At 53.7% G+C, this 20,839-nt stretch carries 19 protein-coding genes; 15 read left to right on the top strand and 4 right to left on the bottom strand.

The window, feature by feature from the left end:
- The first annotated feature begins 72 nt into the window (after nucleotides 1-72).
- From bioB to LDL70_RS01600, 8 genes are all read left to right on the top strand, one after another.
- Nucleotides 73-1,065 carry a biotin synthase BioB gene (gene bioB / locus LDL70_RS01565; protein ID WP_225686313.1) on the top strand — a complete coding sequence of 331 codons (993 nt, stop codon included), beginning with the start codon at nucleotides 73-75 and terminating at the stop codon, nucleotides 1,063-1,065.
- Complete coding sequence (locus tag LDL70_RS01570; RefSeq protein WP_225686315.1) at nucleotides 1,059-2,174, top strand: 8-amino-7-oxononanoate synthase; 1,116 nt, start codon at nucleotides 1,059-1,061, stop codon at nucleotides 2,172-2,174. Before bioB ends, LDL70_RS01570 begins: the two co-directional genes overlap by 7 nt.
- Nucleotides 2,167-2,802, top strand: coding sequence for a dethiobiotin synthase (bioD, locus tag LDL70_RS01575; RefSeq protein WP_225686323.1), 636 nt, complete (start codon nucleotides 2,167-2,169; stop codon nucleotides 2,800-2,802). Before LDL70_RS01570 ends, bioD begins: the two co-directional genes overlap by 8 nt.
- On the top strand, nucleotides 2,799-4,073 hold the full coding sequence (locus LDL70_RS01580) for an adenosylmethionine--8-amino-7-oxononanoate transaminase (protein WP_225686325.1): 1,275 nt from the start codon (nucleotides 2,799-2,801) through the stop codon (nucleotides 4,071-4,073). The genes bioD and LDL70_RS01580 overlap by 4 nt, the downstream gene beginning before the upstream one ends.
- Nucleotides 4,070-5,020, top strand: a complete 951-nt coding sequence (locus LDL70_RS01585) for a beta-ketoacyl-ACP synthase III (protein WP_225686334.1) — start codon at nucleotides 4,070-4,072, stop codon at nucleotides 5,018-5,020. Before LDL70_RS01580 ends, LDL70_RS01585 begins: the two co-directional genes overlap by 4 nt.
- Before the next feature lie 91 nt (nucleotides 5,021-5,111).
- Nucleotides 5,112-6,305, top strand: a complete 1,194-nt coding sequence (locus tag LDL70_RS01590; protein WP_225686336.1) for a CaiB/BaiF CoA-transferase family protein — start codon at nucleotides 5,112-5,114, stop codon at nucleotides 6,303-6,305.
- 33 nt (nucleotides 6,306-6,338) lie between these two features.
- Nucleotides 6,339-7,514: an acyl-CoA dehydrogenase family protein gene (locus LDL70_RS01595; RefSeq protein WP_225686346.1), complete on the top strand. Its 1,176-nt coding sequence runs from the start codon at nucleotides 6,339-6,341 to the stop codon at nucleotides 7,512-7,514.
- 11 nt (nucleotides 7,515-7,525) lie between these two features.
- Nucleotides 7,526-8,614 carry an acyl-CoA dehydrogenase gene (locus tag LDL70_RS01600; protein ID WP_225686356.1) on the top strand — a complete coding sequence of 363 codons (1,089 nt, stop codon included), beginning with the start codon at nucleotides 7,526-7,528 and terminating at the stop codon, nucleotides 8,612-8,614.
- Here the strand turns inward: LDL70_RS01600 and LDL70_RS01605 are convergent.
- The 3 genes from LDL70_RS01605 to LDL70_RS01615 form a co-directional block, all read right to left on the bottom strand.
- Entirely contained in the window at nucleotides 8,599-10,362 is a 1,764-nt protein-coding gene (locus LDL70_RS01605) for a LysR family transcriptional regulator (RefSeq protein ID WP_225686358.1), read from the bottom strand. The two genes, LDL70_RS01600 and LDL70_RS01605, sit on opposite strands and share 16 nt — an antisense overlap.
- Nucleotides 10,363-10,508: 146 nt before the next feature.
- Nucleotides 10,509-12,020, bottom strand: coding sequence for a M81 family metallopeptidase (locus tag LDL70_RS01610; protein ID WP_225686360.1), 1,512 nt, complete (start codon nucleotides 12,018-12,020; stop codon nucleotides 10,509-10,511).
- Nucleotides 12,021-12,172: 152 nt separating this feature from the next.
- Nucleotides 12,173-12,967 (bottom strand): transporter substrate-binding domain-containing protein, encoded by a 795-nt coding sequence (locus LDL70_RS01615; RefSeq protein WP_225686362.1) that lies wholly within the window; start codon nucleotides 12,965-12,967, stop codon nucleotides 12,173-12,175.
- A gap of 252 nt (nucleotides 12,968-13,219) precedes the next feature.
- On the opposite strand from LDL70_RS01615, the gene LDL70_RS01620 reads away from it, so the two are divergent.
- The gene (locus LDL70_RS01620) at nucleotides 13,220-14,128 is read left to right on the top strand and encodes a LysR family transcriptional regulator (RefSeq protein ID WP_022710879.1); all 909 of its coding nucleotides are present in this window, start codon (nucleotides 13,220-13,222) and stop codon (nucleotides 14,126-14,128) included.
- A 46-nt stretch (nucleotides 14,129-14,174) separates the two neighbouring features.
- Here LDL70_RS01620 and LDL70_RS01625 read toward each other — a convergent pair whose 3' ends face one another.
- Complete coding sequence (locus LDL70_RS01625) at nucleotides 14,175-14,990, bottom strand: IclR family transcriptional regulator (protein ID WP_022710880.1); 816 nt, start codon at nucleotides 14,988-14,990, stop codon at nucleotides 14,175-14,177.
- A 245-nt stretch (nucleotides 14,991-15,235) separates the two neighbouring features.
- On the opposite strand from LDL70_RS01625, the gene LDL70_RS01630 reads away from it, so the two are divergent.
- Genes LDL70_RS01630 through LDL70_RS01655 form a run of 6 tightly spaced genes read left to right on the top strand, consistent with a single transcriptional unit; the run spans nucleotide 15,236 to nucleotide 20,834 of the window.
- On the top strand, nucleotides 15,236-16,282 hold the full coding sequence (locus tag LDL70_RS01630) for an ABC transporter ATP-binding protein (protein WP_225686364.1): 1,047 nt from the start codon (nucleotides 15,236-15,238) through the stop codon (nucleotides 16,280-16,282).
- Nucleotides 16,283-16,284: 2 nt separating this feature from the next.
- Complete coding sequence (locus tag LDL70_RS01635) at nucleotides 16,285-17,163, top strand: ABC transporter permease (protein WP_225686366.1); 879 nt, start codon at nucleotides 16,285-16,287, stop codon at nucleotides 17,161-17,163.
- 4 nt (nucleotides 17,164-17,167) lie between these two features.
- Nucleotides 17,168-17,962 carry an ABC transporter permease gene (locus LDL70_RS01640; RefSeq protein WP_022710884.1) on the top strand — a complete coding sequence of 265 codons (795 nt, stop codon included), beginning with the start codon at nucleotides 17,168-17,170 and terminating at the stop codon, nucleotides 17,960-17,962.
- 6 nt (nucleotides 17,963-17,968) lie between these two features.
- Complete coding sequence (locus tag LDL70_RS01645) at nucleotides 17,969-18,295, top strand: (2Fe-2S)-binding protein (protein WP_225686368.1); 327 nt, start codon at nucleotides 17,969-17,971, stop codon at nucleotides 18,293-18,295.
- Nucleotides 18,295-19,713 (top strand): FAD-dependent oxidoreductase, encoded by a 1,419-nt coding sequence (locus LDL70_RS01650; protein ID WP_370637745.1) that lies wholly within the window; start codon nucleotides 18,295-18,297, stop codon nucleotides 19,711-19,713. The genes LDL70_RS01645 and LDL70_RS01650 overlap by 1 nt, the downstream gene beginning before the upstream one ends.
- On the top strand, nucleotides 19,710-20,834 hold the full coding sequence (locus LDL70_RS01655; RefSeq protein WP_225686370.1) for an FAD-binding oxidoreductase: 1,125 nt from the start codon (nucleotides 19,710-19,712) through the stop codon (nucleotides 20,832-20,834). The genes LDL70_RS01650 and LDL70_RS01655 overlap by 4 nt, the downstream gene beginning before the upstream one ends.
- Nucleotides 20,835-20,839 lie beyond the last annotated feature (5 nt).

Below are 20,839 nucleotides of genomic sequence, written 5' to 3' on the forward strand. Positions count from 1 at the left end.
CTGAAGTGAAAATTCCGAATCTCGTAAAATTATCTATAATTTATAACGAGCATCATTTTATAAGGATATTTCATGTCTCAGCCTGTTTCTCATCGGAATGCACCTCAGACACGCTGGACGGCAGAAGAGGCACGTCGCGTCTATGATCTGCCGTTTAATGATCTGATGTTTCAGGCGCATGTCATCCACCGGCAGAATTTTGATCCGAACCGCCTGCAGATGAGCAAATTGCTGAGTATCAAAACCGGCGGCTGTCCTGAGGATTGCTTTTATTGCAACCAATCAGCGCATAATCCGACCGGCCTGAAGGCGTCCAAATTGATGGAAGTCGAGCGTGTGCTGGCTGAAGCTCGGCAGGCAAAAGCGGCCGGTGCGACGCGCTATTGCATGGGAGCGGCATGGCGCAGTCCGAAAGAGCGCGACATGGATATGGTCGTTGCGATGGTTCAGGGCGTCAAAGCCATGGGCATGGAAACCTGCATGACGCTCGGCATGTTGTCACTGCCGCAGGCACAGCGTCTAGGTGCGGCGGGCTTGGATTATTACAACCATAATATTGATACGTCTGAGGAATTCTACCCGCAGATTATCACCACCCGCACTTTCGCAGACCGGCTGGACACGCTGGATAATGTACGTATGGCCGGTATCAATGTCTGTTCCGGTGGCATTCTCGGTATGGGGGAGAGCGAGCAGGATCGCGTTAATATGCTGGTGACGCTGGCCAATCTTGAGGAAGTGCCGCAAAGCGTACCGATCAATATGCTGATCCCGATTGAAGGCTCCAAACTTGCCAATGCCAAACCGGTGGATTCCATTGCTTTCATCCGCATTATCGCCTTGGCGCGGATTATGATGCCGACATCCCATGTGCGGCTTACCGCAGGGCGCAGCAATATGAGCGATGAAATGCAGGCAATGTGTTTCTTCGCCGGTGCCAATTCGATTTTCATCGGCGATGTTCTGCTGACAGCCGCCAATGCCGGCGATGACCGCGATGCGGATTTGTTGAAGCGTTTGGGCATGCAGGCTGAGACTGTGGCTGAGGAAAGCTGCACATGCTGATGCAGCCTTACAATGCGATATTGCAACGGCTTGAAAGCAAGGGACGGCTGCGTAGTCTCAACGTGGCGCAAGGTGCAGATTTCTCATCCAATGATTATCTGGCATTGGCTGGCTCGGACTATTTACGCAATATTGCCAGTCAGGCGCTGGAGCGTGGCGTGCCGGTCGGCTCCGGCGGTTCACGTTTGTTGCGTGGCAATCATCCGGAGCATGAAGCGCTGGAGGCGGAAGCTGCTGCTTTTTTCAAAGCACCTCAGGTTTTGTACTTCGCCAGCGGGTTCGACGCTAATCAGGCGGTATTTGCAACGCTCCCCCAAGCTGGCGATCTGGTGCTTTATGATGCGCTGATCCATGCCAGTATTCATGCCGGTATGCAGACTGGCAAAGCGAAGACCCAAAGCGTGCCGCACAATGATATTGCGGCATTTGAAGCGGCCATCCGGCAGTTTCGTGCAATTGAGAAAAGCGGCCATCTCTGGCTGGTGGTTGAAAGCCTCTATTCGATGGATGGTGATTTTGCTCCGCTCGCAGAGCTGAGTGCTTTGGCAGATCATTATGACTGTTTTCTTTATATTGATGAAGCGCATGCGACCGGCGTGTTTGGCACAGACGGGCGAGGCTTGGCGGCAGAGCTGGCGGGGCGGGACAATGTTCTGATCCTGCATACTTGCGGCAAGGCACTTGGCGCTTCCGGTGCACTGCTTTGTGCGGCCAAGCCTTTGATTGATGTGCTGATCAATCGTGCACGGGGCTTTATTTTTTCCACTGCGCCAGCGCCTTTGCAGGCAGCGATTGTGCGTGGCAGCCTGAAGGCGTTGGCTGCAGAACCGCAGCGGCGTGAGAAATTACAGGCACTCATTCGCCATGCAGAACACTATTTGCAACCAAGCGGTTCGCAGATCATTCCCTATCTGATTGGTGACAATCAACGCACAGTGGCAATGGCTGAGGCTATGCAAGATCATGGTTTTGATATTCGCGCCATTCGTCCGCCGACAGTGCCATTCGATACTGCGCGGCTGCGTATTTCCATCACGTTAAATGTTGATGAGGCACAGATCACCCGTATGGCTGAAGTGCTGAAACAGAGTGTAAGTTCCTATGAATAATCCCGTATTTATTGTCAGTGGTACTGATACCGGTGTCGGCAAAACCATCTTCAGCGCAGCCCTCACACAGGCTTTGCAAGGCAGCTATTGGAAGCCGGTGCAATCCGGCCTTGAGGAAGGGACCGACAGCAAGACTGTGCGTCGTCTGGCGCCGCAATGCCCTGTTCTGCCGGAGCAGTGGCGCTTGCAATTACCTGCTTCACCCCATCTCTCAGCACAAGCCGAGGGGGTGGAAATCGATCCCGCAGTATTGAATATCCCGCATTGCGACCGGCCTCTGGTGGTGGAAGGTGCAGGTGGCCTGATGGTGCCGCTCACACGCAACCAGACTTATCTTGATATCTTCACCCGCTGGCAGCTGCCGGTTATTCTCTGCGCCCGAACGCAGCTTGGCACAATCAATCATAGTCTTTTGTCGCTGGAGGCTCTGCGCAGTCGCAATATTCCGGTGCTCGGCGTGGCCTTTATCGACCATGCGCATGAGGACAGTGAAGGGATCATTTGTGAACTGGGCAAAGTGCGCCGCCTTGGTCGTCTGCCGGTGCTGGATGATCTGAACCCGCAGACATTGGCTCAAGCGTTTACAGAGAACTTTAATCTGCATGATTTTATCGGAGGTGACCGATGAGCCATTATTCATCGCCGGTCTGGCATCCGTTTACCCAGCATCTGCTGGAGCCGGTCACAAAAAAGATTGCTCGCACAGAAGGCGCTTATTTGACCGATGAGGACGGGCGCAAAATTCTGGATTTGATCTCGTCCTGGTGGGTGATTACACATGGTCACCGCACGCCACCGATCATGCAGGCAATTCGTGAAGCAACAGAACAATACGACCAGATCATCTTTGCAGAATACAGCCATGAACCGGCGGAGCAATTAGCGCAGGAGCTGATCCGCATCGCGCCACATGGTCTGTCTCATGTGTTCTATTCCGACAGCGGTTCGACCTGCGTGGAAGTGGCGCTGAAAATGGCGCTGGGCTATTTCCATAATCGCGGTGAACCACGTTCCAAAATTGCAGTGATGGCGTGCAGCTATCACGGTGACACGATCGGCACTATGTCTGCCGGTGAGCGCGGCGTGTTTAATGCAGCCTATGGCGCGCTGCTTTATGATGTGGCGACAATTCCGTTTCCATCTGAGGGGCAGGAACAGCAAACACTGGATGCATTTGAGCGGCTCTGTCGTGGCGGACAACTGGCTGCATTAATCGTTGAACCGCTGGTGCTTGGCGCAGGTGGCATGAAAATCTATCCGGCTTTTGTGCTGCGGCAGTTGAAAGTGATTGCCGAGGCGCATGGGGTTTTATTGATCTGCGATGAGGTAATGACCGGTTGGGGCCGCACCGGCACTTTGTTTGCCAGTGAGCAGGCCGGTATCACACCGGATATTTTGTGCCTCTCTAAGGGTATTACCGGCGGGGCGCTGCCTCTGGCGGCGACGCTGTGTGTACCGGAAATATTCGAAGCGCATCTCTCAACCGATCGTAGCCGCACTTTCTATCATTCGAGTTCCTATACGGCGAACCCGATTGCCTGTACGGCAGGGCTTGCTAATGTGCAAATCTGGCGTGAGGAGCCGGTTCTGCAACGCGTACAAAATTTGCAGGCGATGCAGAGCCGTGAACTGGCACGTTTCAAAAATGATCCGCGTTTTGAGAATGTCCGTCAATGCGGAACCATTACAGCACTGGATGTTAAAGCGCAAAGCAGCGGTTATCTCTCGAATGTGGCTTTGCGGCTGAAAGCATTTTTCCGTGCGCATGATGTGCTGCTCCGTCCACTTGGCAATGTGCTCTATCTGATGCCGCCTTATTGCGTCACCGAGCAGGAATTGCAGCGTAGCTATCAGTTGATTGATGAGGCGGTTGACCTGTTGCAAAGCGGCAAATTATGAGCGGGTTTTATCCGTCTTCCATTATCGGCTTCGGTCATGCTGTTCCAAAGCGTCAGGTTTTCAACGCAGAGATCGAAGCCGGGTTTGGAATTGAGAGCGGTTGGATTGAACGCCGCACCGGCATCCGCAGTCGTTATTGGGTTGAGGATGGTGAGACACTGACGGATCTGGCAGCAAAGGCCGGACGCATGGCGCTGGCAAATGCTGGTATAGCTCAATCTGAAATCGGAATGGTCTTGCTGGCGACATCAACGCCCGATCATCTTTTGCCGCCTTCTGCACCTTTGCTGGCACATAAATTAGGGCTGTCAGATGCCGGTGCGGTTGATCTTGCCGGTGCCTGTTCCGGTTTTCTCTATGCGCTGGTGATGGGGGATGCATTGGTGCGTATGCAGGGAAAAGCCGTGCTGATTGTTGCGGCAAATATTCTCTCACGCCGTATCAACCGGCAGGAGCGGGCGTCTGCCGTGATGTTCGGCGATGCGGCTGGAGCCGTTGTTCTGGCACCATCCCAAAGCGGGTTTTGTAGTTTGGTCAGTTCCACACTTACCAGTGACGGCAGTCACTATGATCTGATCGGCATTCCGGCAGGTGAAACATTGATGACGATGCGCGATGGCCGTACCATGTTTGCACAAGCGGTGAAGACCATGACCGAATGTGGCAACACAGTTTTACAACAAGTCCATGTTGCATCTAACGCGATCAATCATTTTGTGCCGCATCAGGCCAATGCGCGGATTTTTGATGCGGTGGCAGAACAGTTACAACTGAGCAATGCGGTGACCGCCCGCACGATCAGTGACTATGGCAACTCATCAGCGGCGACCATTCCGCTCAGCCTGTCTCTGGGGGGGAAACAATATAGCAAAGGCGATTTGATCCTGCTGACAGCTGCAGGGGCGGGACTGACAGGCGGCGCGGCACTGCTCAGTTGCACGGGATAATTCGGTAAATTTTATAGCCTGATTGCCGTATCACTATTTCACAAGGCATGGCACGGTTTCTTATTCTTGTCTCCGGTATGGAGGAATTGGAATGGTGAAGCAGCAGAAGCCTTTTGCGGGTATTACGGTGCTGGATTTTTCCCGCGTTTTGGCTGGGCCGTTTTGCTCGGCCATTCTGGCGGATCAGGGCGCACAGATCATTAAGGTTGAGCCGCCGCAGGGCGACGATCAGCGCTATATGGGCGCGGTGCGTAACAATCAAAGCATCAATTTTCAGTTGTTTAACCGCAATAAGCGCAGCCTGAAACTCGATCTGCGCCAGCCGGAAGCGGTGAAGATCGCACAGGAACTGGCGCTGAAAGCCGACGTGGTGCTGGAAAATTTCCGCCCGGGTGTGGCAGATCGTTTGGGCATTGGTGCAGAACAGTTGCAGGCGCTGAAACCTGATCTGGTCTATTGCTCTGTTTCAGGCTTTGGCCAGCAAGGGCCGATGGCCGCTATACCGAGCTATGATGTGGTGGCGCAGGCGCTGTCCGGCATGATGAGCGTGACCGGTGAGGCAGCCGGTGCACCGACGCTGGTTGGCGACTCCATCGGAGATATTGTTTCCGGTATTTATGCGGCGCAGGCCATTTCTGCTGCACTTTACCGCCGCTCGGTTACCGGACAGGGCGCACGGATTGATGTGGCGATGTTTGATGCTTTGTTCAGTCTGTTGCCGACGGTGCTCGCCGGATGGCAGGGCAGCGGTAACCGGCCTGCACGCTTCGGCAATCAACATCCGCTGTCAGCACCTTTTGGTGCGTTTGCTGCATCGGATGCGCCTTTCATTCTCGCGGTTGCCAACAAGGCTTTGTTCGCCCGTCTCGCAGAGGCGCTGGACAAACCGCATCTGGCGGAAGATCCGCGCTTTGCTTCCGATCAGTTGCGCAGCCAGAATCGCGATGCTTTGCAGGCTGAGATTGAAGACTGGTCGCGGCACTACACTGCTTCGGAAGTGGTGGAAAAGCTCGGCAAAGCCGGCTTGCCGGTGTCAGAAATCTGGGCGGTGGATGAGGCTGCACAAAGTGCCCATGCGCAGCATCGCCAATTGCTGCATGAAGTTGAACATCCGCAATTAGGTAAGCTTCTGGTGCCGGAACAGCCGGTGCATTTTGACGGCTTGCCGCGCGGGGATATCCGGCAGGCACCGGAACTGGGCGCTGATGGTGCGGATATTCTGCGGGAATTTCTGGATATGGATGAGACACAGATCAGTGCGCTGACAAGCGCCGGTATTGTCTGATTATCCTTGTGATTTAAGGGACGGAGTAAGGGAATGGGACTACAGATTACGGATGCCGACCGCGCATTCGCAGCGGATGCACGCACTTATTTGCGAGCCAATCTGCCGGAAACGCTGGCCTGTAAGGTGCGGCATAATATTCGCCTGACCAAAGAAGATCTGACCGGCTGGCAGGAAGTGCTGGCAGCGCGCAACTGGTATGCTATCGGCTGGAGCAAAGAGATGGGCGGAACCGGTCTGACACCGGTGCAACGCTATTTGTTTGAGCAGGAATATGGTGCGATTTGTGCACCGCATCCGTGTCAGTTCGGCATTGCTATGGCGGGGCCTGTTATCCACTCCTTTGGTAATGACGATCAGCGGGCGCGTTTTCTGCCGGACATTCGCGAGAACCGGACATTCTGGTGTCAGGGCTATTCCGAACCAGGGGCAGGGTCTGATCTGGCTTCGCTGACAACTTCCGCTGTGCGGGATGGTGATCATTATGTGGTCAATGGCCAGAAAATCTGGACAACATGGGCGCAATGGGCAGACTGGATTTTCTGTCTGGTACGGACGCATAAAGGCGAACGTCCGCAGCAGGGCATTTCCTTTCTGCTGATTGATATGCGCACTCCCGGTATTACAGTCCGCCCGATCCGTACATTGGATGGTGAGGCCGAGTTTAACGAAGTGTTTTTCAATGATGTGCGTGTGCCGGTTGAAAACCTGATTGGTACCGAAGGAGAAGGCTGGGGCTATGGCAAATATCTGCTCGAATATGAGCGTTTTTCCATGTCCGGTGCTGCGCGTTCCAAGCGTATTCTCGGTGAGTTGAAAGAAGATGCCGCACGTCTTGGTGTAGCGAATGATCCGCTGTTGCAGGATCGCATGACGCGGATTGAAATCCAGCGTCTGGCACTGGAGCATATGGAGCTGAAACTGCTGTCGCAGAGTGAAGCGGGTGAAAATCCGGGCCCTGAAGCCTCGAAACTCAAAATCCGCGGTACTGAAATTGCTCAGGAACTGTCACAGCTGCGGTTGGATATTTTCGGTTCGCAGGTGCTGCCTTACAGTGAGACATTTCTTGATGGTGAGGCAGATGCGGAAAATCCGGCGGCTGCCGGTGCCGCTGCTGCGTGGCTCAACTTGCGCAAGCTGACGATCTGGGGCGGATCAAATGAAATTCAGCGCATGATCCTTGCCAAGCAGGTTCTGGGTTTAAGGTGAGGAGAGCGGATATGCAGAAAACATGTGAAGAAAAAGCAGACGAATTGCGGATGCTGACGGATTTTGTGAGCCGCTTTGCTGCTGATCACACACCGGAAAATGGATTGCCGCAGACGGATCTCGATCTGTGGCCGCAGATTGCGGAAATGGGGCTGATTGGTCTTGCGCTGCCGGAGGTATCGGGTGGTGCGGAGCTGGGCGCAGAAGGTCTGGCAGCGGTGGCACAAGCTCTGGGAAGTGTTGCCTTGCCGGTGGATTTTGCCTGCGGTGCGGCACTGACAGCAAACCTGCTATGTGAAGCGCAGAAGAGCAATCCGGATGTTGCACCATTGCTGGAAAGCTTTCTCGCAGGCGAGATGCGCTTAGGCATTGCCGGTCAACTGGCTACAGCAGCGCAGGGGATTAAACCCGCGAACCTGCCGGAATTGGCCGACACTGGTCTGGCACTCAACAAGCTTCAAGTCTTTGGTGCGCCGGAGCCGGAAAAACTGTTGTGTCTGGTGCAGAAAAGCGATGGCGTTGCTTTGTGTCTGGTCTCTGCGGAAAAGGCGCAGTTCCGTCAGTTGTCGATGATTGACGGCCGGACGATGAGTGAGATCACGGCAGATATTGCACCGGCGGATATTCAGGTTCTACTCTCCGGTGCTGATGCACGACAGCGCATTGAAGCCTGCGCCGCAGATGTTCTGATTGCTGTTGCCGCAGACAGTCTTGGCGCGATGGATAATCTTTATCGCCAGACACTGGATTATATGCGGATGCGCAAGCAGTTCGGCAAAGCGCTTGGCTCGTTTCAGACCATTCAGTTCCGTCTTGTGGATATGTCGGTGGCACTGGATGAGGCAAAAGCCTTGGTGGAAGCCGCGGCGGAAGCGCAGGATAGTGGTGCGGAAGATGCCCGTGCTCTGACGCTTGCCGCATGGGTGCAGACTTTGTGGTCAGCCCGTCATATCGCGCAGGAGGCCGTTCAGCTTCACGGTGGTATCGGCATGACCGAGGAATGTGCAATTTCCCCGCTGGTCAAACGCCTGCTGGTGAATGAGCATAGTTTCGGTCAAGCAGAAGCCTATATGGCAGCCTATCGTCAGTTGGCTGCCTGAAACGCCTTACGCAAACAAGCGAGCAAAATATGCTCCGGCTCATTGAGATTGCGGGTGCCGCTGGTGCCCGCAGTCAGATAGAAATGCGGTGCATCCGGCAGGATGTGCTGTAATAAAGGCTTGGCGGAGCTTATATTGTCTGCCAGCGCGGCAGGGATAATTGTGCTATAGCCGTTGCCTGCGAGAGCCAGACATAATTGTAAAGACTGGGTTTCCAGCGCTGGTTGATAGTCGGCCGCTTCCGGCATTTGCATTAAAGCATTGCGGATACTGTCACCGGTAGTAGGCAAAGCCAGCGGTGCGTCCTCTGCATCAATATCGGAAATATATTGCAGCGGTCCCAGATCGGTTAAAAATGCAGCATTTTCAGGATGTGTCGTGCTCTCCATAAGTGCAATGGAGCACTCTCCCTGCTTCAATCGTTCTTGCAGAACATGCGCCGGTGCCTCACTCACTTTCAAAAGCACATGCGGGCACAGGCGCTGCCATTCCCGCATCGCATTGCTGATGGCAGTGGCGCTCATTGGGCTGAGCAAGACCATCGGGCTGAGGCCGAAAGAAATTACCGGCTCATCCATCACCGCAATTTGCTGCGCACCTTGACGGATCGCATCAGCCAGATTGAGGACGCTTTGCAGCAAAGGCGCTTTATGCACTGCAGTCGGCAGCGGGTGCAGGCCTTTATAATGACGGGCAAACAGGGCTGTGCCCATCAATTGCTCTGTCTTGCGCAATTGTGCGGACAAGGCAGGCTGGGTCTGATTGAGCCTGCGGGCGGCTTCGCTCATATTACGGCAATGATAGAGCGTCAGAATACTCTGAATATCGCGCAGCGATACCGGCGGATTATAGAGCGTTACAGTCTGTCTGCTCAGTTCTTCACGCACCAGCTTGATAAAGTCCTGTGCGACGACAGTCAGCTTTTCATCTTTGGTGGTGATTTTGGCTGTGACAGGGCTATGTAACGGGTTCTGCAATTGCAGTACGGCAAGATCATTGCGGCTGATGCCGCTGGCAAGCAGACTATGCGGCGCCAGCAGGAGTACCGGCTGCTTGGCTTGCTTGAGACGAGTGAAAATCCCCACATCTTCCGACGTCATCTCCGGTGCAGGCAGATCATGCTGGCGGCAATAGGCGCGGATACGGGCTTCTTCGGCTGGTAAGAGCGGCGGCAGCCACAGGCTGTAATTGCGTAAATCCTCAGGGCTGAGCGGAGCCTGATCTTCATCGGGCACAAGGCCGCCTGCAACGGCAATCCACTCATCATCAAACAGAAATTGTTCTTGCTCGCTGCCATTTTGCGAAGCATAGCCCAGCAGAATATCTGTATTCTCAGGTTTACTGGTGTCGAAAGCGCTGATGAGAGGTGAGCGGAAATGCACTTGTGCATAATATTCAGGATGGGAAAGCCGGAACGGGCGCACGGCAGCCGTTGCCGCACGGGACAATTTGCCGAACATGAAATGCAGCGGTGAGCTGACTTTCAGCGAAGTTGAAATGGCCTTGCCGGAGAAGGCGGTTTCTACTGCCTGCAAGGTCGCAGTTGCCTGCTGAAACAGCCAGCGTCCTGCTTCGCTTGGCACCAGACCTTTGGGGCCGCGCACAAAAAGCTCCAGCCCCAATTCCGTCTCAAGCGCAGAAATTGCGGTGCTGAGTGTGGAGGGTGAAATCTGCTCGGCTTTGGCCGCTTCTGCATGATTATAATACTGGCAGGCCAGAACAAAATAGGCGAGGGAGCGAAGTTCCATGGTCTGTGCAGCTTTATGTTTTTAAAGGACAGTTTTCTATAACTGTTCCCCAATACAAATGACCAGCTTAAAAACAGGATTGAAGCAGACAAAACAAAACCGGCCATGCAAGGCAAAGCCGGTTTTGTTGTTATGTGATTTACTGGTCAGACGCTGAATGTTGCTTCCGCGTTCAGCGGATAGATCGGACGACGCAGTTTTTTATAATCGCGGGCACCGAGATTGGCTGTGCTCAACCCATCGGCATCCACTTCGATAATCGCTGAGGCAATCGGCCCGAAAGCGGCGCGGAAATGCTGCTGGGATTTCACTACCACAATATCATAATCAGCAGGTTCAATGCCGACACTGCGGAACAGGTTTTTATCCAGCATTTGCTGACGTTCTGATGAGATCAGCATATCAGTATTGCCGACGCGGAAACAGACGCTTTTACCCAGTGAGGCAGGCAATCCCTGAAACATCGGGCCCTCAAAAGTGATATTGCCGTCTGAAATGGCAATGACTTCACCGGTCAGCGTAATTGCACCGCCACCGATTTTCGGGTCAACTTTACCGCCAAGGCTGACAGTGCATTGCGCACCGATACCAGCCGCTGCCAGTTCTTCAACAGCCAGCGGGTCACAGAAAGCACCATAGGCACTGCGTCCTGCAATGGTTTCCAATAAGCCCTTCAACACTGTGGTCGCATCGCTATAGGCACCGCAGCCCGGATTGTCGGAGAAATCGGCGATTACCAGCGGACCTTGCTTGGTGTTGCTGGCAAAATGTGCACGGATTGCCTCGGGCATTTCCGGTGCCTGCAAACGGTTATCCTCATCCTCGCGGCGGTTCCAGATTTCCTGACACAGATGCTCAGCGTGACTAACGGCTTGAGCTTCATTCACCTTATTGCGGTCATAGCAAACCACAGCAGAAGGGCCTGTGTTAAACACATCGGCATCATAAAAACCGGCATTGATCGAAGTGGCGAGAATACCGTCCTGTGCTGCAATCTGATCTGCAATTTCCAGAATTTCTGTCATGGCGCAGGCATGGGTGGTGCGGCCGTCATTACAGCCATTCAGCATTGGCGGCTGGCGCACAGCAATCGCAGGGCTGATCTGACCGCGCATCGCGTCTTCAAGCAATTTACCTGCCTTACGGCCACATTCAGCCATATCCACATGCGGATAGGTGCGGAAAGAAACGGCAATATCCAGCAGCGCACTCATTTCCGGTGCGCTATTGGCGTGCAAGTCGAATGTACCGGCAACCGGTATATCATTGCCAACGATACCACGGATAAATTGCAGCAATTCGATCTGGGCATCATCCGCGCTTTCCGTGCACATAGCGCCGTGGAAAACAATGAACACGCCGTCCGGTTTGTGACCTGCAAGCGTTTCAGCCACATCGCGTTGAAAATGCTCGATCATGGATTTTTCTACCAAGCCACCCGGCTCGGCACGGGCGGCAACGGTATAAACCGGCTCCCAGCCATAGGCTTCGCAACATTCGATAAAGCCGCCGATCTCGGAATTGGTGCCGCGACAGTGGGTTTCGATTTCCTGTCCTTTAAAATAGTGGCAGAGATGGAAGTCCTTCAAAGTGGTCTTCAGCTTGGAAAAAGTATTGGTTTCCTGATTGAGTTCAAGAACGGCGACTTTGAAGCTCATAGGGGCATCTTTCATTTATGCGGTATTGATATTGCAAGCGAAAGGCTTTCTGCCCCGCCTGCTTTTGCTGTGAGCAGGGCAGAAAGCATGAGCCTGTGAACGGAACGCTGTTTGCAGGCTACGGGGGAAGAAATGATCTGAGGCGTGCAGATTTACTTCAAATAGGCGCTGGCATTGACCGGACGAACCATAATGTCGAAGTCAAAATATTGCTGGCGGATCTTGTCGTAAGTGCCGTTTTTGATGATGGCTGCAAGCGCGGTGTTGAGGCGCTCTGCCAGATCGCCGCTGTCTTTACGCACGGCCATTGCATTGCCCTGTGCCGCATCCAGAATGAAAGGCTTGCCGGCAAATTCACAGCAATTACCGCTGTCCTGCGCCAGCCAGTCACTCAGCGCCATCTGGCTTTCCAGAACCATGTCGAGACGACCGCTGTCCATATCGAGGAATACTTCACTGAGCGAAGGATAGAGTTTCACTTCATTGTCAGGGAAGTAGTCTTTGAGCGTATCGACCGCAACCGAGCCGGACTGAGTGCCGATGACCTTGCCTTTCAGGGCTTCTTTGGAGATTTCCTGAATGCCGAGATCCTTGCGGGCAATGAAATGCATGGCATTGAAATAATACGGATTGCTGAAAGTAACCTGTTTTTTGCGCTCTTCATTGACTGCCATTGAGGCGATCATCACGTCAAATTTGCCGGATTGCAGGGCAGGAATAATCCCCGACCATTCATGCGTGCTCCATTCGCACTCAACTTTCATTTCAGCGCAGACGGCCTGCCCGATATCATAGTCAAAACCTTTGATTTCGCCGCTGCCGGTTACATAATTGAACGGCTTGTAGTCACCTTCTGTGCCGATGCGCAGTTTTTCTGCCGCCGGAGCCTGAGCGGTCATAATGCCCAGAGCGATCAGGCTTACCGCTGATATGAATGCTGATTTCATTAAAGATTCCCCGATGTTGCCCTTCATTCTTCTAATGTCTGATTTTAGAATAAAGGCTTGTTCTTGGCGCTTCCATTCGCCGTGTGAAACTAATTTAATATCAATTAAAACATTGATATTAATAATTTAATTGAATTTTCATTGTTTTTTCAATTGCCAGCATGATGGATTTAAAACCTGTATGCAATGTGAAAAAATTGATTTAAAATATCGAAATAATTCATATCTGAAAAATTCCGGACAGGATGAAAGATGCGTGATTTACCCGGACTGAAATCATTGCGGGCTTTTGAGGCCGCTGCGCGCTGCGGCAGTCTCACGGCAGCAGCGGATGAATTATGCGTCGGGCAGGGCGCGGTCAGCCATCAGATCCGCCTGCTGGAGGACTATCTGGGTTTGCGGGTGTTTATCCGCAGACAGCACGGTGTGGAACTGACACAGGAAGGTAGTCTGCTGTTCACATCCTGTCAGCGTGCCTTTGACGATCTGGCCGGAACAATCCGCCATATCAGTCCGCGCACGGCGCAGAAGGTGTTGCGTGTTAAAGTGGGGCCGTTCTTTTCGATGAAAATCATTGCACCGCGCATTTCTGAATTTCTGGCGCAGCATCCGGGTCTGCAGCTGCACCTGTCCCATCTCGATACCAATGTGCCTGCATCTGGTCAGCCGGATATTGTGATCGATTATCGTCTGGGTGGTGTGGCCGGAAAATTCTCAAAACAATTGCTGCGTGAAAGGCTGGTACCGGTCTGCGGGACGTCCATCCGTAATCAATATAAGAGTGCAACGGAACTTTTATGCAGCAACCGTCTGCATTATCGCTCCGTATCGGAATGGCAGAGCTGGATTGCCACATCCGGCCTGATGCTTGGTCATAGTCAGCAGGATCTGATTTTTGATGATCAGCATATTATTCTGGAGGCGGTTAAAGAGGGACAGGGTGTGGCGCTGATCGATCAGGCGCTGGTTGAGCAGGAGCTTAAAACCGGCCAGATGTTTCTGGTCTCGGAACATTGCTTTGAACCGCAGGAAACCTACCAGTTTGTATGTCAGGAGGACTTGTTTCGGTCAAAGCCGGTGACAAAAGATTTCCTCGACTGGTTGCTCAGAGAGGTTGCATTGCGGCGAAAGCAGCAGGATGCACCAGAATTGCCCGGCTGAGGTCGGTAGTGCCGCTGCATCTGGCAAGGATACAGCGGTGAATGATTTATCGCGACAGCGCCTGACTTGGATAGCGCAATGTCGCATCAAACGGATTGAGCTTGCTGGAAATCAGTGCTGCTTCTTTTTTCAAAAGATCAGCGATGGTGCGCTGGCGCTGTTCTGTCAGGCGTGAGGCCAGTGTGCCGATACTCAGTGCCGCAACGGCTGTGCCGTTCTGATCCAGCACCGGCACGCCCAGTCCTGCCATGCCTTCAATCATTTCAAAATTCATATGGGCAGCGCCGGTCTGTCTTACACTGTCAATCATAATGCGCAGATCAACTTCATCAATCGCTGCGCGATCGAGAATGCGCGGCATGTTGAAACGGATAATCGCCTCGCGCTCTTCTTCCGGCAGAAAAGCCAGAATGGCAATGCTGCCCTGACCAATACCGAGAGGAACTTTGCCGCCGATATCGCCTGTGAAAGAGCGGATCGGAAATGGGCCTTCCACGCGGTCGAGACACACGACATCAAAACCGCTGCGCACAAGCAGAAATACAGTGTCGTTAAAGGTAGCTGACAGACGTAGCAGTGCCGGACGGGCAAAATCCAATATACCATCACGCTGGCGGGTTTGCGCTGCCATGCAGAAAAAATCCAGCGAGAGGCGATAGGATTTTGTGTCGTTGATCTGCTCAACCAGTCCTTCGCTGATCAGGCTTTTGAGCAGGCGATGCGTGGATGGCTGGCTGAGTTCCAGCTCGCGTGCCAGATCAATCAGCCGCATTCCGTCCCGTGAATGAGCGGCCAGTCCTTTTAATATCTGGATGGCTTTTGTGAGGCTCGTATTCACAGGGGATTTCGTATTTTCACTCATTGCGCGACTCTTGAATTGAAATAATTCCGTATTATGGATTAAATTATATAAAATATTTCAGAATAGAAAATAGAATTTGTCTAATTCGCAAAATTTCTGTCAATTATTGGATAAATTCCGCTTTAAGTGAAATCTGCCCGCATGCCCTTGTTACAAGGCAGCCATGAAACAGGCCGATTGAGAGAGCGGTAAACGGCCGGATAACCCGCAGCGCAGAAATGCCGGTACTGCTCAGGGAGGTATGCATGAGCTTTTTGAACCTGAAACAGGTTTCCAAAATTTATGGAAAATTCACAGCGGTGAAAGATTTCGATCTGGCTGTGGAAAAAGGTGAGTTTATCTCTCTGCTCGGTCCTTCCGGATGCGGCAAGACAACGACATTGCAGATGGTCGCCGGTCTGGTGACGCCATCATCCGGCTCTGTCACGCTGGATGGCCGCGATATTACCTATACGGCTCCGGCACAGCGTCAGCTCGGCGTGGTGTTTCAGAGCTATGCACTGTTTCCGCACATGACTGTTGCGCAGAATGTCAGCTTTGGTTTGGAAATGCGCAAAGTGCCGAAAGCGGAGCGTGATGAGCGCGTGAAAGAAACGCTGGCTCTCGTGCATCTCTCTGCATTGGCCGACCGCTATCCGCGTGAAATGTCCGGCGGTCAGCGTCAGCGTGTGGCGATTGCCCGTGCGCTGGTGATCAATCCGCCGGTGCTGCTGCTGGATGAGCCTTTGTCCAATCTTGATGCGCAGCTGCGTGAAGAAATGCAGTTTGAGCTGCGCCGCATTCAGCGTGCTGTGGGCATTACCACCATTATGGTGACCCACGATCAGGCGGAAGCTTTGTCGATCAGTGACCGTATTGTGGTGATGGAGAAGGGTAATATCACGCAGGTTGATATGCCTTATAAGCTCTATGAGCATCCGCGGAATGATTTCATTTCCAACTTTGTCGGCAAGTCCAACTTCCTGAGTGCGCAGGTTGAAGCGGATATGCTGGCGATTGAAAATACTGCTATACGCTTCAAGCCGGAGCAGGCAGTGAGCGGCGACAAGGTTTCGCTGTTCATCCGTCCGGAAAAACTGAACCTGACCAATGCAGGTGCCGGTCATGTGGATGGTACTGTTGCCACCCGTTATTTTATGGGCAGCCAGTGGTTTGTTACGGTTGCAACACCAGCCGGACAATTGTCTGTGTCGCTGCCAAATGTTGGCACACCGCCACCGGCAGAAGGCGAAACAGTTGGTCTGGTCTGGCAGCATGAAGATTGCCGGATGCTCGCAGGCGGAGCGGCCTGACCATGAGCGCAACCTCTGCCGCCCCATCTCAGGTAAAACGCCGCTTTGCTCCGCTGTTTCTGGCAGGGCCTGCGACTTTGCTTTTCATCGGTCTTGTGCTGCTGCCGCTGGCGCTGACAGTCATTCTGTCGTTTAACAGCTACAATTACGACACGGGTATCGAAAACACCTTCACCCTGCACAATTATACGCAAGTATTGCAGGATGATTATTACTTGTCGATTTTCTGGCGCACTTTGCGTCTTGCGCTGATCACAACCGTGATTGCCGTAGTGATCGGCGTGCCGGAAGCCTATATTCTCTCGAATATGCGCTCTCCTTGGCGCTCGATTTTCTTGTTGGTGATTATTGGCCCGTTGCTGGTTTCCGTTGTTGTGCGTACCTTCGGCTGGAGCATGATCTTAGGACGCAATGGTTTCATCAATGGTGCGCTGACAACGGTCGGGCTGGAGCCGGTGCAGCTGCTCTATACCGAAACCGCGATTGTTATCGGTCTGGTGCATATCATGTTGCCATTCATGGTTATTCCGGTCTGGACAGTGTTGCAAAAACTCGACCCGACGGTGGAAGCCGCAGCGCTGACCCTTGGTGCATCACGCTTTACGGCGCTGCGCCGTATCGTGTTTCCGCAGGCTATGCTCGGCATTCTCTCCGGTAGCCTGATCGTCTTTGCCTTGTCGGCAAGCTCTTTTGCTATTCCCGGCTTGCTCGGTGGCCGCCGTTTAAAAATGGCTGCAACCGTTGTCTATGACGAGTTCATGATTGAGCTGAACTGGCCGCTTGGCGCTGCCATTGCCATCATTGTTCTCGTCGCAAACCTCATCATCATGATTGCCTATAATCGTATGATTGAAGGTCAGGCCAAACGGAAGCTGGGGTAATATCATGCAGAAAAATGGTCCTGTTGCTCTGATTTTTCACAGCCTTGTTGTCATCTTTATGCTGGCGCCGATGGTGGTGGTCTGTCTTGTTGCCTTCACACCGGAAAACACGCTGACAATGCCGTGGAACGGGTTGTCGCTGCGCTGGTTCGAGGCGGTGTTCAAGCATAATGATTTCATGACCTCCTTCGGGAACAGTCTGAAACTGGCCTTCCTTGCGGCGACGATTTCCACTTTGCTGGCGGTGCCGTCAGCATTGGCAATCACCCGTTATGATTTTGCGGGGCGCGATGCACTGAATGCGCTGTTCCTGTCGCCGCTAATTATTCCGCATCTGGTGCTCGGCGTTGCGTTCCTGCGTCTATTCTCGCTGATGGGTATGAGCGGTTCGTTCTTCTGGCTGGTGGCGACGCATGCGATTATCATCACGCCTTATGCGCTGCGTCTGGTACTGGCTTCGCTCAGCAGTATGGATCGCAATGCGGAAAATGCCGCCCGCACGCTGGGTGCCGGTGAATGGACAGTGTTCAAACGCATCACCCTGCCATTGCTGTTGCCGGGTGTGAGCGGTGGCTGGTTGCTGGCTTTCATCAATAGTTTCGACGAGCTGACGATGTCGATCTTCGTGACCTCGCCGTCAACAGTCACTCTGCCGGTGCGCATGTATATGTATGCCAGCGAGTCGATTGATCCGATGATGGCTGCGGTCTCCGCACTGATGATCCTTGTGGCAACGGTTGCGATGGTCATTCTGGATCGCCTGTTTGGACTGGATCGTATTCTGGTCGGAAAAGGCTGATCCGCAGTGAGTGCTCAAACGCAAACTCCCTATAGCGGCGGGCAATTTCACCGCCGCTACCGTCAGGATGAAAAGCCAATAGGCTTTTCACTCAACGGCGTTGCGCAGGTCGGACGGCATGGTGACACGGTTCTGACTGCTATTATGGCGGTGAGTTCCCATGTGCGCCAAACCGAGTTCACCGGTGAGAACCGTGCCGGTTTCTGCCTGATTGGTGCCTGTCAGGATTGCTATGTTATGACGGAAGCGGGGCAGCGCCTTCGTGCCTGCACCACGCCGTTGCAGGAAGGTATGCGTTTTGTAACAGCAATGCCTGTGGACGCCGGAGTGTGATGATGGCCAAAGCCGATTTACAGCCGGTGATTATCGGAGCAGGGCCTGCGGGTATCCGTGCAGCGGAAGTGCTGGTCAAGGCTGGTTTGCGTCCTGTTGTTTTGGATGAAGGTTTGCGGGCAGGCGGGCAGATTTATCGCCAGCCGCTGATTGATGACGGACGTTCCTATGCCAAGCGCTACGGTTCGGAAGCATCAAAAGCCAAAGCGCTGCATGAGACATTTGAAGCGCTGAGACCGGCAATTGATTATCATACGGAAAGTCTGGTGTGGAATATTTCGCCAAGCGGCGACACACGTTTTCTCGATGTGATTTCCAATGGCGCCTACCGCCGCATTGAATGTTCCGAACTGATCGTGGCGACCGGCGCGACTGATCGTGTTCTGCCATTCTCAGGTTGGACAACACCCGGTGTCTATACGCTTGGTGCCTCGCAAACAGCACTGAAAGCACAAGGCGTGACCATCGGAAACAAGCTGGTTTTCATGGGCTCGGGGCCGCTGCTTTATCTGGTGGCATGGCAATATATGAAAGCCGGTGCCAAAGTTGTGGCGGTGCTGGATACGGCACCTTTCAAAGCCAAATTGCACCTGGCGCAGCTGGCACTCCATGCACCGCGCATTGTGGCATTGGGCATGTTCTATGCCATGCAATTGCGTCTTGCCGGTGTGAAAACCATTTATAATGCGCGTCCTGACAGTATTGTCGGTAAAACCCATGTTGAGGGTATCCGCTATCATATTCAGGGCAAATCCGGTGTTAAAACGCTGGATTGCGATGCGCTGGCCTATGGTTTTGCGCTGCGTCCTGAAACACAGCTGGCGGATCTCGCCGGTTGTGCTTTTGAATTTAACAGCCGCGACAGAGCATGGCTGCCGGTGCGCGATGTACAGGGGCAGAGCAGCGTGCAGGGCATTTATCTTGCCGGTGACGGCAGTGGCATTGCCGGTGCCGATGCAGCGGAAATCTCCGGTGAAATAGCCGCTTTGGCTTTGGTGCAAAAGCGCGGGCTTGCAGCTGATACAGCGCGTATCAATGCACTGCAAAAAGCGCATCAGAAGATCATCACCGAGCGCGACCTGCTGGAAAAGGCTTTTCCGTTTCCGCGCGATTGGTTTGAGACTGTCAGCCCTGCAGTCACTCTGTGCCGCTGTGAGGAAATCACCGTGGGCGAGGCACTCAATGCAATCAGCGGCGGCAGTATTCGCGAGATCAATCGTCTGAAAGCCCTGAGCCGCGTTGGCATGGGGCGTTGTCAGGGGCGGATGTGTACTGCCGCAGCCACGGAACTGCTGTCATCACAATTGCATATTGATGCATCTGAAATCGGACGGCTGCGTGCGCAGGCGCCGGTGAAGCCGGTACCGCTTGGTTTCGGCGCGATGCAACAGGTAGCTGAAGACGAGGTGGTATCATGACCAGACGTCTGGAAGCGGATGTAGCCATTATCGGTGGCGGTCTGGTCGGCAGTTCTGCGGCACTGGCGATGCGCAAGGCCGGTTTGTCGGTGATCCTGTTGGATAAAGGTTTCTGCGGCGCGCAGGCCAGCGGTGTCAATTATGGCGGTGTGCGCCGTCAGGGGCGCGGCGTTGAACAGCTGCCGCTGGCGGAATTGTCTCATGCAATATGGGCTCGTTTGCCGGAATTGATCGGCATTGATGGTGAATATCAGCGCAGTGGTCATCTGAAACTGGCACGCACGGAAGAAGATTTCGCCAAGCTCGAAGCCTATGCCGCCAGTGTGCGTCCGCATGGTCTGGAGCTGGAACTCATCAGCGGCAAGGCTGTCAAAACACGTTTCCCGTGGCTGACCGGCGATGTTGCCGGAGCATCCCTGTGCCATGATGATGGCCATGCCAATCCGCGTCTGGTTTCTCCGGCCTTTGCCCGTGCAGCCCGCGCTGCCGGTGCCACGGTGCTGGAACATATGCCGGTGCATCAGGCTGTCAGTACCGGCAGTGGTTTTGTGTTGCAGGCCGGTGAGGACGTGGAAATCCGGTGCCGCCAATTGGTCAATACGGCCGGTGCATGGTCGGATCAGTTTGCCAGCCAGTTTGGTGAGAGCGTTCCGCTCAAGAAAATCTATCCGTCGATGGTGGTGACAGAACCGCTGCCTTATCGCCTGCCAATGAGCATGGGCGAAGAGGGCGGCAGCTTCTATGGCCGTCAGGTGACGCGCGGTAATTATGTGATGGGCGGCGGGCGCGGAATTGTGCTGGATAATCCGGACTATTCGCGACCTTCGGTGACTGCCGCCTCATCGGTTATGCAGCGGGCAATTGCGCTGTTTCCGCATCTGGAGCATGCCCATGTTATCCGCTTCTGGTCCGGCACTGAGGCTGAAATGCCGGATGGCAATCCGGTTATCGCTGCCAGTTCCAAGGTGAACGGGCTTTTTCATGCTTTTGGTTTTTGCGGAGCGGGCTTTCAGACCGCACCAGCTGTGGGGGCGGTGCTGTGTGATCTGGTAACACAAGGCCAAAGCAACATACCGATCGGGGCTTTCAGCATTGATCGTTTTCATAACCTTTCTGCCTGAGAACG

Source organism: Pseudochrobactrum sp. XF203 (assembly GCF_020341615.1).
Lineage (GTDB): Bacteria > Pseudomonadota > Alphaproteobacteria > Rhizobiales > Rhizobiaceae > Pseudochrobactrum > Pseudochrobactrum saccharolyticum.

Bases quoted from the DNA above. Each gene is read 5' to 3' on its own strand.
- LDL70_RS01625 (WP_022710880.1), bottom strand. From the start codon at position 14,990: ATGAGTGAAAATACGAAATCCCCTGTGAATACGAGCCTCACAAAAGCC.
- LDL70_RS01640 (WP_022710884.1), top strand. From the start codon at position 17,168: ATGCAGAAAAATGGTCCTGTTGCTCTGATTTTTCACAGCCTTGTTGTC.
- LDL70_RS01620 (WP_022710879.1), top strand. From the start codon at position 13,220: ATGCGTGATTTACCCGGACTGAAATCATTGCGGGCTTTTGAGGCCGCT.
- LDL70_RS01630 (WP_225686364.1), top strand. From the start codon at position 15,236: ATGAGCTTTTTGAACCTGAAACAGGTTTCCAAAATTTATGGAAAATTC.
- LDL70_RS01610 (WP_225686360.1), bottom strand. From the start codon at position 12,020: ATGAGCTTCAAAGTCGCCGTTCTTGAACTCAATCAGGAAACCAATACT.
- LDL70_RS01585 (WP_225686334.1), top strand. From the start codon at position 4,070: ATGAGCGGGTTTTATCCGTCTTCCATTATCGGCTTCGGTCATGCTGTT.
- LDL70_RS01570 (WP_225686315.1), top strand. From the start codon at position 1,059: ATGCTGATGCAGCCTTACAATGCGATATTGCAACGGCTTGAAAGCAAG.
- LDL70_RS01590 (WP_225686336.1), top strand. From the start codon at position 5,112: ATGGTGAAGCAGCAGAAGCCTTTTGCGGGTATTACGGTGCTGGATTTT.
- LDL70_RS01600 (WP_225686356.1), top strand. From the start codon at position 7,526: ATGCAGAAAACATGTGAAGAAAAAGCAGACGAATTGCGGATGCTGACG.
- LDL70_RS01605 (WP_225686358.1), bottom strand. From the start codon at position 10,362: ATGGAACTTCGCTCCCTCGCCTATTTTGTTCTGGCCTGCCAGTATTAT.
- LDL70_RS01635 (WP_225686366.1), top strand. From the start codon at position 16,285: ATGAGCGCAACCTCTGCCGCCCCATCTCAGGTAAAACGCCGCTTTGCT.
- bioD (WP_225686323.1), top strand. From the start codon at position 2,167: ATGAATAATCCCGTATTTATTGTCAGTGGTACTGATACCGGTGTCGGC.
- LDL70_RS01615 (WP_225686362.1), bottom strand. From the start codon at position 12,967: ATGAAATCAGCATTCATATCAGCGGTAAGCCTGATCGCTCTGGGCATT.
- LDL70_RS01580 (WP_225686325.1), top strand. From the start codon at position 2,799: ATGAGCCATTATTCATCGCCGGTCTGGCATCCGTTTACCCAGCATCTG.
- LDL70_RS01650 (WP_370637745.1), top strand. From the start codon at position 18,295: ATGATGGCCAAAGCCGATTTACAGCCGGTGATTATCGGAGCAGGGCCT.
- bioB (WP_225686313.1), top strand. From the start codon at position 73: ATGTCTCAGCCTGTTTCTCATCGGAATGCACCTCAGACACGCTGGACG.
- LDL70_RS01655 (WP_225686370.1), top strand. From the start codon at position 19,710: ATGACCAGACGTCTGGAAGCGGATGTAGCCATTATCGGTGGCGGTCTG.
- LDL70_RS01595 (WP_225686346.1), top strand. From the start codon at position 6,339: ATGGGACTACAGATTACGGATGCCGACCGCGCATTCGCAGCGGATGCA.